The sequence below is a fragment of the Anaerosalibacter bizertensis genome, assembly GCF_009696605.1.
Lineage (GTDB): Bacteria > Bacillota > Clostridia > Tissierellales > Sporanaerobacteraceae > Anaerosalibacter > Anaerosalibacter bizertensis.
In genome coordinates, this window is the sequence record NZ_VULR01000023.1 from 15,998 (window position 1) to 28,983 (window position 12,986).

The following is a 12,986-nucleotide window of genomic DNA, read 5'->3' on the forward strand; positions in this document are numbered from 1 at the left end:
ATTTAAGTGGATTATAGCAAAAGGATATTCCTTTTTCAATATCATAGGTTCCATTATATCATAATATTATACCATAAGTCCTAAAATTAATTTCGACCTTCTAAATACTATTAACCATTAAACATGTATGTAAGTATCCTGTTTTTTCTCATAAAATAGACAAAATAATACCTGTATCTTGTTAACAAGATACAGGTATATATACTAGGGAATTAATTTTTTTGTAAATATTCCATATACATTATTTTCTTTAAATGTTTTTCTGTCATTCTCATTGTTTATATCATAAACATAGGTTAGAAGTCCTTCTTTTTCAAGTTTTTTTGGTAGCTCTCCTTTTCCTCTATCTTTATCCATGACAACTCCCAATATTTCACAGCGATTTATAAAATCTAGTATTTCTTTATCTTTATATTCTTTAATGTTTAAGTTTAGTAGTATATTGTCAAAACCTTTTACAAATGCAGCTGAGTAGTTACTCATATCATGTATCTGCGGGATAAACCTATCTACAATATCTGGATAGGTTTCTTTCATATGTCTTAAAGCTACTTTTTCATCTTCTTCCACATTTATAACTATATAAGCATCTTCATGGTCTTCTATCCAATTTATTAGATCATTTACATCCATATTAGAATTTTTAATTTCTATCTTTTCTTTATCTTTATTCCAACTTAAATCTAATTCAATCATTTTGAAGCCATTTTCATAGGCTCTATCTAAATCTTCCCTACTATTATTCTCTGTTATAGCTATATAGTCCATATTTTCCATATTTAATTTTGTTTTTTCTTTGATTTTAATATTTCCTGAACCATTAATTAACTCTTTTATCAGGTCATTTTGGAGTATATAGTTGGATAGATTGATTTCTTTTATAGCTTTTTCATAGTTTTCCTTTGCTTTTTCTAGTTCTATAGGTTCCCTTGTTTTTAAATCATGACATCTACTATGGTCATATATACCGTCTCCTGCCATGATGAACTGCTTTTCATTGTCGAAGTAGGAACCTGTAGGAAGATAGTTTTGTTGTGCTACTAGACTATCTGTTGAGTTTAGTAGATCTATGCCGAACATTATTCCCTTTTCATTTTCTAGTCCCATAATATTTAACATAGTAGGTAGAAAATCTAATTGGCAGCCTACTGTAGATATAGTCTCATTTATATTTTGTCCTGGTACATGGACAATTAGTGGAACATTCATTACATCTTGATAGTCATAGTTATGCCCTAGGTATTCAGTCATGATCTTCTTATTCTCTTCATTGGTACAATGTAGGGCAGAATGGTCCCCATATAGGGCTATGACTGTGTTTTCATAGAGACCTTCTTTTTTCAATTCTTCTATGAATTCACCTATGGCCTTGTCTGCATAGTGTATAGATTGTAGATAATTAGCAAACATGGTGCCTTTATGTTCCTCTTTAATATCTAGAACATGGAGATATTCCGGCATATTAAAAGGGGTATGACTAGTTAATGTAATCATAAAGGAATAGAAAGGTTCTCCCATTTCCTTTATATATGGTATAGATTGTTTGAAAAATTCTTCATCTATTAGACCAAACCCTATTATTTTTTCTACATTAAAATCTTCTTGACTTATAAATCTTTCAAATCCTTGATTTGGATAGGCATTTTTCCTGTTCCAAAACTCTGGCTCATACCCATGAAATACCCAAGATGTATATCCTTCATCCCTTAATATCCAAGGTAGTCCATAGAAAGTATTATCTTCATATAAAGCATAGCTTCCATCTTTTATAGTAGGATATAAGGAGTTTTGGGATACAAATTCTGCATCAGATGTATTTCCTCTACCTACTAATTGATAGTAGTTGTCAAAGTAGATGGAACTTTGATCTTTTATTATCTTATTTATATTTGGAGTTATTTCTTGTCCTTCATATTTATTGTTTATGACAAAGTTTTGCAATGCTTCAACTTGGATGACTATTAGGTTCTTATCTTTTCCTATGCCATTGTATCTCTTCTCTTCGCTAGAATTATTCCCTCTTAGTGGTAGCTGATTTTCATCTGAAATTTCTTCTACAGAAAAATCTTCTTCTCCCTCTACTACATTGTCAGATTTAAATATATTTCCTAGATCTTTAAAGTGGTAGGTATATAGTTCTTGTTTTTCCAATGCTGTTCCATAGCCTAGGGAATAGGTGATTAAGAATATAATAACTGTAACAAGCCCTATTCCACCTGGTACACCTATACGAAGTTTTCTATTATATACCTTTCCTTCTCTTTTAATCTTCTTCTTTTTCCTACTGGAATATATGAACAGAAATGGTATATCTGCTATTAATAGTATATTTAATGGATTTAAAAGCTCTTTAACACTATCCCCTACTGCTGCTACCTGTCCCATTTGGCTTATTAGTGTAATGGAAGGCAAGCTATTGAAATAGTGATAGTACAGTGCATCTATAAACATTATTGCAGATATTATATTATAAAAAGAAAAAGCTAGTGTTTGCTTTTTCTTGCTGTTACTAAAGTATATCCATGTAAAGAAAAATAATGTTATTAAACTGCCCACTAAAAATATGAGAATTTGATTGTATTCTATCCTAGTTAAGTATACAAACAATCCTATTTTTAATATTAACAATATGGTTAAAAGCATAATTTAGACCTCCAATATAGATTGTCTTCATAATTATTAATTTACACCATATCTATTATATATGCAAGATAGGTATATATTACCTATATCTCTGCCAATTTCCGGTATTTGCCTCTATGCTGTTTACATGTTATATATCTTCCTATATAATACCCCTTGTTATAAAGCCATGTAAATGGAAAGGGCTGGAATATAATATTAAAAATATGGGGAAATAAGCACTGGAAGGAGTGTCTATTTATGAAAAATAGGAAGATAGCATATATCTTATTGGTTATGCTTATGTTAACAGTATTCACTACACCAGTTTCTGCTAGTGAATATACTAGGACCATGAAGTTCACAGACCGTGGAGATGATGTTTTAAGGCTACAGAAAGCATTAAATAGCAAGGGATATTATAATTATCACATAGATGGAATATATGGAAAGAGGACAGAAAATGCTGTTATCAAGTTTCAAATAGATAACAAGATAAGGATTGATGGTTTTGCAGGACCAGAGACCCAAAGAACCTTATATGCCAATTCTACTGCTTCTAGAGGTGGGACAAGTTCAAATAAATATACTTCTGGCGATCTATACTGGCTATCTAGAATCATCCAAGCTGAAGCTGGTGCCGAACCTTATAAGGGTAAGGTAGCCGTTGGAAGTGTAATTTTAAACAGAGTAAATTCTAAAGAATTCCCCAATACAATCTATAATGTAATTTTCGAATATTATGGAAATATTCCTCAATTTAGCCCTGTTCAAGATGGTACCATTTATAACACCCCATCTCAAGATAGCATAAATGCTGCAAAAGATGCCATAAATGGTGTAAGACCAGTTGGCAACTCCACATATTTCTTCAATCCAGATAAAGCTAAAGGCAGCTGGATTGTAAAAAGCAAAACCTACGTAACTAGAATTGGTGGACATGTATTCTATAAGTAAAACATGCTAAAAATAGCCAAAGGATAAAATCCTTTGGCTATTTTTAAACAACTCTATTTTTTCTAGAAATTCACAATCCTATTTTCTGTTTTTTCTAATGTTTCCCAAATACCTGCTATATACATTGCACCTAGGGCTCTATCATATAGTCCATAGCCAGGTCTACCTGTATCTCTCCATATCATCCTTCCATGATCTGGACGAAGGTAACCATTGAATTTATTCTTATAAAGTGCTTTCATAATCTCTACTATATCTAAAGAACCTTCTGAAGAATAGTGAGCACTTTCTTCAAAACTATTATTTCCTACTAATTTAATATTTCTAACATGCATAAAATGGATTCTTTCTTGTGAAGAGTACTTATCTACCATTTTTATTACATTATTAAAATCTCCACTTCCAAGAGAGCCTGTACAAAATGTTAGACCATTGTATTTGTTGTCTACAATTTTTAAAAATCTATCAATATTTTCTTCTGTAGTTATAATTCTTGGCAGCCCAAATATAGACCATGGTGGATCATCTGGATGAATTGCCATCTTTACATCATTTGCCTCTGCTACAGGTATTATTTCTTTTAAAAAATATTCTAGGTTTTCCCAAAGATCTTCTTCATCTATTTTTGAGTATTTATTAAAAACATCTTTTAATTCTTCTTTAGTATAGCTAGAATCCCAGCCAGGAAGGGATAGTTCTCCTTTCAATGGATCCATTTTATCTATTTGTTCTTTATAATAAACTAAGGCTGTTGAACCATCAGCTAAAGTTTTATTTAATTCTGAACGAGTCCAATCAAATACTGGCATGAAATTGTAGCATATTACTTTGACCCCGGCTTTTGCTAAATTTCTAATATTTGCTTTATAATTTTCAATATATTTATCTCTCGTAGACACTCCAAGCTTTATATCTTCATGTACAGGAACACTTTCTATAACATCAAAATTAAATCCTGCATTTTCTACTTTTTCTTTCAACTTCATTATACTTTCCATACTCCATACTTCTCCAACTGGTACATCATATATGGCTGTTACAATACTATCTATACTTGGTATTTGTCTTATATATTCAATCTTTACTGGATCTTCTTCACCATACCATCTAAATGACAATTTCATGTAAACCCTCCTTACATATTTTTGATTCTTTCCCAAATTTCATCTACTACTGGTATTCCATTTAAAAGATTATCCTTCCTTACAGATATGACCCTTTCTCCTGGATAACGTATTTTTGTGTTTCTTTCTGCTGGTTCTGATTTTTTTAAATCTTCTAATACCTTATTTACAATATCATCAGATACTTCAGTGGTATTGAATTTGCTAGGATCGATGGCAATTAAAATTTGGGATAGGCCATATTCATCTTCAAATTTTTCCCCAATTTCTGATGTGGAAAATCCTCCAGATAGAATTGTTGCTATTAAATCAAATCCAACAGACATACCTGACCCCTTCCAAAATCCAATGGGTAACACTCGCCATGTTTTTTCAATTTCAACTGGATCCTTTGTTATTTTCCCTTTCGTATCAAATCCTCCAACTACAGGAAGCTCTTTCCCTTTCAATTTATATTCTTCTATTTTTCCATAGGAAAATTGTGACATTGCTGTGTCTACTACTACATGTTCCCCATTACTTCTAGGTATGGACATTACAAATGGGTTGTTACCTATTCTCCTATCCTTAGCTCCCCATGCTGGCATATTTGGCATAGTATTGGTCCAACAAATGCCTATACATCCTGCCTCTGCAGCTTGCCAGCCATAAGACCCAGCCCTCATCCAATGGTTTGTATTTCCTAAAGCTACAATACCTACGCCATATTCTTTTGAAAGTTCAATGGCTCTATTCATAGCATTTTTGGCATTTAAATTTCCCATTCCTCTTTTCCCATTCCATCTTTCTAAAGCACCAAAACCTTCTACTTTTTCTGCTTTAGCCTTTACATCTATATATCCCTTATCAATATATTCAATAACCCTTGGAAATCTATTGACACCATGGGAGTAAACTCCATCTAAACTATTCTCAGCAAATAGTTTAGCAGATTCATAGGCATCTTCTTTATTTAAACCTTTCTTAATTAATATTCTTTCAAATTCTTTAACCATATCATCAAATCTAATCCTCATATATAATCTCTCTCCCTTCATATTCTTGTAGACTTTCTTCTATATTAAAAATTTAAATTTTAAAAAAGGAATATGGTTCTTTCCATATTCCTTTTTTTGAAACCAACCTATATTTTTTTAGGTATTGAGTTTATTATATTTTCGTAGATTTCTATAGCTAAATCTTTATCATGTGGATAAAGCAATAATACGTCTAAAACATTTGGTGAAAAGTCCAATTCTAAAAGCTCTTTTGCAAATGCCATACCTGCAATTTCATCTTGTGCTACTAGTCTGGATCTATATTTAAACTTTCCAATTGACCAAAGGGTTATTTTATTTGTATTTATATACAGGCTCTTATCATGTTCTTGAAAATGGTGGAATATTTCATGAGCTATAACTATATCTTGTAGTTCTACATTTTTTAATCTAACTAAATCCCATTCTTCTATTAAATCAGTACCTAATTTTATATTGTCTGTATATATTGTTATCTTATTTGGTTTTTGATATGTTCCAAAATAAATATATTCTAATCCGCTATTAGTATCTTTTGTACATAGTTCTAAATCAAGTACCTTTAGATATTCAACTATATTTTTAAATCCATATTTTATTTTTAATCCTTCTGCTACTTCTCTTCCACATTCTAAAGATTTTTCTATTATTTCTTCTTTTAACTTTTCATCTACCTTATTATGAATAGGATCATGAGAAAATATATAGTATCCAAATTCTTTATCTGAAAGCTTCATCAAATATTCTATTTTTTCTTTCATTATAAATCATTCCTAGCCCCAATAAGTATAACTTCATCTTGGGATGATCTAGTAACAAGTTCTGAGTCCATTACCATATGAAGTTGCTGTACATCCATCATTCCTTCATAGTCAATAACCTTTGCACCTATACATAGATAAATATCTGGTGAAAGTTTTATATCACTTTTATATACAGACATTTCTTCCCAAAGCTTATCTGCTGCTGCTCTTACACCACCTGTTGTTGTCTTAATAGCAGCACCATCACCTCTTTGAATTTTAATAAAACCTTTTTTATCTATTACCCTTATTTCATTAGCTTTCCCTTTTTTACTTGTATATACATAGAAATTGTTATTTTTAGCTACTAATTCAGCTTTATTCTTTTCAACTTTCATAGATTTTGCTGCAAGTTCTAATGCCTCATCATCTGTTAACTTTTTAGATAGATCTGTAGTTTGAATTTCTGTAGAACCTGTTGCTATAGCTCTTACTTTTGAAGTTTGAGAGTCTATCTCTATTTGTATCTCCACACTTTCAGGACTTGCACCTGATTTAATTGCCATATCAGTTGCCTCTGTCCTTATTTCTTGCAAGTCTATAGGGGTAGGGCTTGGTATTACCCTTTCTACAACATCCCTTACCATTGCAAGAGCCACACCTATAGATGAGATAACTTCTGCGTTTTCAGCTATTTTATAGTCTAATCCCATTTTCTTAGCTGTAAATGGCAATAGTGCTGTTGCTCCGCCACCTCCACCTATTAATATCATCTGATCTTTTTCCACCTTATATTTTTCAGACAATCTATTTATTACATTGATACATATATCTGATGCTTTTTCTAAAATTTCTGTAGCTACTTCTTCAACTGTCATATTCAGCTCATCAGCCAATGGTTTTATTGCCTTTACACAGGATTCATAGTTTCCATATGAATAATCTGTTGGTTTTATCATTTTTAAAGCATTTGCTGCACAGGTTACTGTAATAGCTACCCTTTTCCCGTTTTCTGACTCTATAGCTATATAATCAGATGGATCACCTTCAAGGGGTTGTACCCTAACTACTTTAGGATTTACTATATCATTAGGATCTGTAAAAGCTGCATATGGAAGGTTGGCTATATGGGCAGATCTTGGTCCTGTATTTATGATAGAACTATTATTTGCCCTAACCATGGAACCTCCTGCAACTCCTGATACCTGAACATCTAGAGAGTTTATAAGGGTTTTGTGACCACCTACTATAGAGTAGTCAACCATTGGTCTACCATTTTTTATAACACCTATATCTGTACTTGTACCACCAACTTCAAAGAAGATACCATTTGATACCCTTAGATACATAAGTGCTCCTACTGTGGAAGCTGCTGGACCTGACAACATCGTAAGTACAGGTCTTTTTCTCATTTCATCTATACTCATGACACCGCCGTCACCCCTCATTATCATAAGAGGTGCTTTAATACCTGCCATTTTTACACTTGTTTCAGTACTATCTGCAGTTTCAAACATCTTAGGTAAAATGGACGCATTAATAACAGCTGTCCTAGTACGGCGAGTAAGTCCATATAATTTACTTATATCCGAAGCTACTGATACTTCAATTCCCCTTTTTTTGCCTACTTCTCTTACATCTACTTCTTCAGTCATATCGTCAACACCAAAGGCCTTTGAAGCAACAATAACCTTGCAACCTTCATTACTTAACTCATCTACAGCTTTTTCTACTTTATCTATGCTATAATCTTTCAAATCTATATATCTATGGGAAGTTTCAATCTTCCTCTTTCCTGATTCATCTAATTTTATGTTCTTTACATTACTTTGTTTCTTTGATAAAAATCCACTTAAAAAGCCTTTGCCCATTCCAACAATACCTGTCTTAGCTACATCACCTTCCAGAAGAGCATTGGTAGCTTGTGTTGTACTATGAGCAATAAATACTACCTCTTCTGGTGAAATTCCATTTTCTACAAGACATTTTTTAAATGCTTCTACTACTCCAGCTGAAACACCTAACTCATTATCATGAGTAGTCTTTACAGATCCTATACCTATAATTTCATAGGTACTATTATCTATGGCTACAGCTTTTGTATGAGTTCCACCAACATCTATACCAACCCTAATTTGTCTTTTTGACATAAAATTTCCTCCTTTACTATCCAAACATAAAGTAGGCAAGTATTATATTTACAGCACTAATAAGCCAAGCCCACAATACTCCAGTCTTCAGAAAGTCTTTTACTCCAACTTTACTGTAGTTAAGAGCCCATAAGTTCCATGATTGAGTAGGACAAGCTGATAGGTTCATTGTAATAGTTGGTACATACATAAGTGGGAATAAGAACTTTTGTGAGAACATTCCTATTGCATTAAGTACTCCAACTGTAGCACTACCAGCACCAAATATTGTAAGAGGTCCTCTAAATAGTCCTAAAGGTGCAATTATAATAAATACCAAGCTTATTAATAAGGTATTCTTTGGCAATATATTTCCGAGAATTGCTTCAAAGAAAGGTGCCGCAACACCAGATACCTTATTGAACATTGGCAAAATAAATAAGAATCCTAAAAGTCCTGCTATATCGATTACACCTTCATAAAAGGTTCTTGTTATTGTTCTAGAGGCTTCGCTAAAGTTTGGAAGTTTCCCACAAACTGCAAGAGCAAATATAGTTGCTACAATAAAAGCAGGAATTGGTTGCCAATTAAAAAATATTGCAAGACTCACTGGTATAATTGGAGTTATGAGGGCTATAGTAGGTATGTCCTCATTTTCTTCAGAGGCCTTTGTTTTAGCTGCCCATCCATGGACCCTATTTTTTCTAAGCTTAACAACCAACATAATAATTATAAATATAAGTTGTACTGCCATAGCTGAAAATCCAAATTTTAAATAGTTCCAATCATATTGAAATTCTTCAAATATTGCTTGCATCTGTTTAAAGAGCACTATATTTACATACATTCCACTACCAACACTCATAAGGTAAGTAGATACTGCCAATGATTTAGGTACGCCAAGTGACATAAGGATTGGCAATATAATAACCCCTATAGCTACTACTGCACCTGCTCCGAATGTGGAAGTGAAAATTATTCCTGTAACTATAGATAATAAAACTGTAGTTATTAAAGGATCGTCTCCTCCTAATTCTGTTGTACTTTTTATAAGTTTGGAGGCAATACCTGTTTCTAAAAGTACCCTACCAAACCAACTACCGAAAATTACTATTACTGCAGTAGGTCCCCAGCTTTCTGGTCCACCTTGAAATATATTGAGTTGTGCTTCTTCCCAGGTAAGTTGTCCACCTGCTATACATAACCCAACCCATATAATAGCCATAACTGCAAAACCTATCATAAGGTTGCCACCACGTGCAGCATAATAGATTAAACCTAAATAGGTTATTAATAAGATAATACCAATAAATATATCCATAGACTTCTCCTTTCATAAATATATTTTTTCTGTTTTTACAAGTTTAGAAGTATTCCCAATATAATAATTAAATAGAAAATCGATTTCCCATAATTTAAAAAATAAAAAGAATACTCTAAAAACAGATATGTAAAAATCCTTAGATTTAGATATAGTAAATTTGTTGTGTTTTATAATGTGAAACATGGTTTTATATTTGTTTTCATTATACTATATAAAAAAATTATTTACAAGGAATAATTAAAAGTTTTTATTCCTTGTATATTTTTAACATAAAAAATGAACTTGGATATATCATTTGATATATCCAAGTTCATTTGAGATCATATTAGCATATTTAATTACTTCTCTGGCTATTTCTTCAACCTTTTCTTCTGTAACCCTTATAGTCGGCCCTGAAATACTAATTGCTCCTTCTACTTTACCAAATCTATTAAACACAGGAGCGCCTATACATCTCACACCTAGTTCGTTTTCTTGATCATCTACAGAATAACCTCTCTCCCTTATTTCCTTCAATTTATCTTTTAAATCATCTAAATCTGTAATTGTATATTCTGTAAACTTTTCTATCTCACTATTGTTCCATATCTCCTCTACTTCATCTTCCTCCATAAACGCTAGCATCGCCTTGCCTACAGAAGTGCTATACATAGGACTTCTCTTCCCTATATTCGATGCCATACGTATTGTATTATCTGCTTCTACTTTATCAATATAGACTATTTCATTCCCATCTTGAATAACAAGATGGACAATTTCATTGATTTTCTCCATTAAAGCTTTCGTATAAGGTTTAGATGCACTTAATATATCTATATCTTTAATCCTTTTACTTCCTAACTCAAAAAGTTTAAGAGTCAATTTGTATTTATTTGTATCTAGGTCCTGCACTACATACCCCTTGTATGCTAATGTGGATAATAACCTATGTACAGTACTTTTATGTAAGCCTACTTTATCACTAATTTCCATTATCCTTAGACCATCATCATAATCAGCAAGTAATTCTAATATACTTAATGTCCTATCTACTGATTGAACAATTTGCATAGTTTAATCCTCCATTATATTTATTAATCTATAATTGTTTTACATATGATTATATCACAATGCTATTCATTTTGTTAATTCCCCTTTGAAATACTCGATCCATAAATAATACTTGCCTTTATAATTTTCTTTTATTATAATATAAATTAATTGGTTTCATAATATAGTTTGTAGTTTCATTTTATGAAATTTCATAGGGAGGTTTTTCAATGAAAAAGCATGATATTATAAAAAAAATTGAAGATACTGGTATTGTAGCTGTCGTTAGGGCTGAAAATGATAAACATGCAAAAGATATTGCCTATGCTTGTATGGATGGTGGTATCGATGCTATAGAAATCGCCTTTACTGTACCAGGCGCTCATAAAGTAATTGAAAGTTTAGTTAAAGAATTTGGGGATAATCTTTTAGTTGGTGCTGGAACTGTTCTTGATAGTGAAACTGCTAGAGTTGCTATTTTGGCTGGTGCTAAATATATTGTTAGTCCAGCTTTTGATCTAGATACTGCTAAACTATGTAATAGATATCAAATTCCATATATGCCTGGTTGCATGACATTGACTGAAATGATTAGAGCTATGGAAGCTGGAGCAGATATTATTAAGGTATTCCCTGGAAGTGTCTTTGGTCCATCTTTCATAAAAGCTATAAAAGGTCCTCTTCCACAAGCTGTATTGATGCCTACTGGAGGAGTAAATTTAGACAATGTGGACCAATGGATAAAGAATGGTTGTGTAGCAGTTGGCGTAGGTGGCGGACTCACAAAAGGTTCCAAGGATGAAATCACTGAAACTGCTAAGAAATTTGTTGAAAAAATTAAAAATGCTAGAAAATAAGTCTATAATTAAGAGGAGGTTTTAATAATGAAAAAAGTTGTTACTTTGGGAGAAATAATGCTTAGACTTATTCCACCAAGAAATGAAAGGTTTATCCAAGCTAAATCTTTTGATGTTGTCTATGGTGGTGGTGAAGCTAATGTGGCTGTATCTTTAGCTAATTACGGATTAGATTCTTATTATATTACTAAATTGCCTAAACATGAAATAGGTCAAGCTGCTGTTAATGAACTTAGAAGATATGGTGTCCACACAGACTATATTGTTAGAGGTGGAAATAGGGTAGGTATCTATTTTTCAGAAACTGGTGCTTCTATGAGACCTTCAAAGGTTATCTATGATAGGGCTTATTCTGCTATTGCTGAAGCCGACGTATCTGATTTTGATTTTGATGAAATATTCAAAGATGCAACATGGTTCCACTTTTCTGGTATCACTCCTGCATTAAGTGATAAAGCTGCTGTACTTACTGAAGAAGCTTTAAAAGCTGCTAAAAAACATGGAGTTACTGTATCAGTAGATCTTAACTACAGGAAAAATCTATGGACTCCTGAAAAAGCTCAAAAAGTAATGACAAATTTAATGCAATATGTTGATGTATGTATTGGAAATGAAGAGGATGCAGAACTAACTTTAGGTTTCAAACCTGGTAATACTGATGTAACTACTGGTGAATTAGAACTTGAAGGGTATAAGAATATATTTAAACAAATGATAGAGAAATTTAACTTTAAATATGTTGTTAGCTCTCTTAGAGAATCTTATTCGGCTTCTGATAATGGTTGGTCTGCATGTGTTTATGATGGAAATGAATTTTATCATTCTAAAAAGTATGATATTAGAATAGTTGACAGAGTTGGAGGAGGAGACTCCTTTGCATCAGGTTTTATCTATGGTCTAATATCTGGTAAAGACTTTAAAGATGCACTAGAATTCGGAGTAGCTGCCTCTGCACTAAAACATACTATCCATGGTGACTTCAACATGGTTAGTATAGATGAAGTGGAAAATCTTCTTCAAGGAGATGCTTCTGGTAGAGTACAAAGATAGTGAAAAAAGGGGCTGTTTCATAACTGATTTATCAGTTATGAAATGCCTCTTTTTTTATGTTCAAGTTAACAACTGAAGTACCTAAGTTTCTATAAATTCAAATATATTTTTCTTAGTCTAATTTTAGGTATAGCA

10 protein-coding genes are annotated in these 12,986 nt (G+C 32.2%); 3 read left to right on the forward strand and 7 right to left on the reverse strand.

Translation table 11 applies throughout. The features are described from left to right. Positions 1–204 precede the first annotated feature (204 nt). On the reverse strand, positions 205–2,643 hold the full coding sequence (locus FYJ27_RS11820) for a sulfatase-like hydrolase/transferase (RefSeq protein ID WP_154485028.1): 2,439 nt from the start codon (positions 2,641–2,643) through the stop codon (positions 205–207). A 240-nt stretch (positions 2,644–2,883) separates the two neighbouring features. On the opposite strand from FYJ27_RS11820, the gene FYJ27_RS11825 reads away from it, so the two are divergent. Then, entirely contained in the window at positions 2,884–3,579 is a 696-nt protein-coding gene (locus FYJ27_RS11825; protein ID WP_154485029.1) for a cell wall hydrolase, read from the forward strand. Between the two features lie 62 nt (positions 3,580–3,641). Here FYJ27_RS11825 and uxuA read toward each other — a convergent pair whose 3' ends face one another. From uxuA to FYJ27_RS11855, 6 genes are all read right to left on the reverse strand, one after another. Further along, on the reverse strand, positions 3,642–4,703 hold the full coding sequence (uxuA, locus tag FYJ27_RS11830; protein ID WP_154485030.1) for a mannonate dehydratase: 1,062 nt from the start codon (positions 4,701–4,703) through the stop codon (positions 3,642–3,644). Positions 4,704–4,714: 11 nt separating this feature from the next. Continuing rightward, positions 4,715–5,719, reverse strand: coding sequence for a 3-dehydro-L-gulonate 2-dehydrogenase (yiaK, locus tag FYJ27_RS11835; protein WP_154485031.1), 1,005 nt, complete (start codon positions 5,717–5,719; stop codon positions 4,715–4,717). Positions 5,720–5,826: 107 nt separating this feature from the next. Then, positions 5,827–6,480: a hypothetical protein gene (locus FYJ27_RS11840; protein ID WP_154485032.1), complete on the reverse strand. Its 654-nt coding sequence runs from the start codon at positions 6,478–6,480 to the stop codon at positions 5,827–5,829. Next, positions 6,480–8,612: a hydantoinase/oxoprolinase family protein gene (locus tag FYJ27_RS11845; protein ID WP_154485033.1), complete on the reverse strand. Its 2,133-nt coding sequence runs from the start codon at positions 8,610–8,612 to the stop codon at positions 6,480–6,482. The genes FYJ27_RS11840 and FYJ27_RS11845 overlap by 1 nt, the downstream gene beginning before the upstream one ends. A 16-nt stretch (positions 8,613–8,628) precedes the next feature. Next, the gene (locus FYJ27_RS11850) at positions 8,629–9,912 is read right to left on the reverse strand and encodes a citrate transporter (protein WP_154485034.1); all 1,284 of its coding nucleotides are present in this window, start codon (positions 9,910–9,912) and stop codon (positions 8,629–8,631) included. Positions 9,913–10,206: 294 nt separating this feature from the next. Beyond that, on the reverse strand, positions 10,207–10,965 hold the full coding sequence (locus tag FYJ27_RS11855) for an IclR family transcriptional regulator (RefSeq protein ID WP_154485035.1): 759 nt from the start codon (positions 10,963–10,965) through the stop codon (positions 10,207–10,209). Positions 10,966–11,174: 209 nt separating this feature from the next. Between FYJ27_RS11855 and FYJ27_RS11860 the strand changes: the two genes are divergently transcribed. Continuing rightward, complete coding sequence (locus FYJ27_RS11860; RefSeq protein WP_154485036.1) at positions 11,175–11,801, forward strand: bifunctional 2-keto-4-hydroxyglutarate aldolase/2-keto-3-deoxy-6-phosphogluconate aldolase; 627 nt, start codon at positions 11,175–11,177, stop codon at positions 11,799–11,801. A gap of 27 nt (positions 11,802–11,828) precedes the next feature. After that, entirely contained in the window at positions 11,829–12,851 is a 1,023-nt protein-coding gene (locus FYJ27_RS11865) for a sugar kinase (RefSeq protein WP_154485037.1), read from the forward strand. The last annotated feature ends 135 nt before the right edge of the window (positions 12,852–12,986 follow it).

Excerpts from the sequence above, each read along its gene's own strand:
- yiaK (WP_154485031.1), bottom strand. The coding sequence starts at position 5,719 with ATGAGGATTAGATTTGATGATATGGTTAAAGAATTTGAAAGAATATTA.
- FYJ27_RS11850 (WP_154485034.1), bottom strand. The coding sequence starts at position 9,912 with ATGGATATATTTATTGGTATTATCTTATTAATAACCTATTTAGGTTTA.
- FYJ27_RS11840 (WP_154485032.1), bottom strand. The coding sequence starts at position 6,480 with ATGAAAGAAAAAATAGAATATTTGATGAAGCTTTCAGATAAAGAATTT.
- FYJ27_RS11860 (WP_154485036.1), top strand. The coding sequence starts at position 11,175 with ATGAAAAAGCATGATATTATAAAAAAAATTGAAGATACTGGTATTGTA.
- FYJ27_RS11820 (WP_154485028.1), bottom strand. The coding sequence starts at position 2,643 with ATGCTTTTAACCATATTGTTAATATTAAAAATAGGATTGTTTGTATAC.
- FYJ27_RS11865 (WP_154485037.1), top strand. The coding sequence starts at position 11,829 with ATGAAAAAAGTTGTTACTTTGGGAGAAATAATGCTTAGACTTATTCCA.
- FYJ27_RS11855 (WP_154485035.1), bottom strand. The coding sequence starts at position 10,965 with ATGCAAATTGTTCAATCAGTAGATAGGACATTAAGTATATTAGAATTA.
- uxuA (WP_154485030.1), bottom strand. The coding sequence starts at position 4,703 with ATGAAATTGTCATTTAGATGGTATGGTGAAGAAGATCCAGTAAAGATT.
- FYJ27_RS11845 (WP_154485033.1), bottom strand. The coding sequence starts at position 8,612 with ATGTCAAAAAGACAAATTAGGGTTGGTATAGATGTTGGTGGAACTCAT.
- FYJ27_RS11825 (WP_154485029.1), top strand. The coding sequence starts at position 2,884 with ATGAAAAATAGGAAGATAGCATATATCTTATTGGTTATGCTTATGTTA.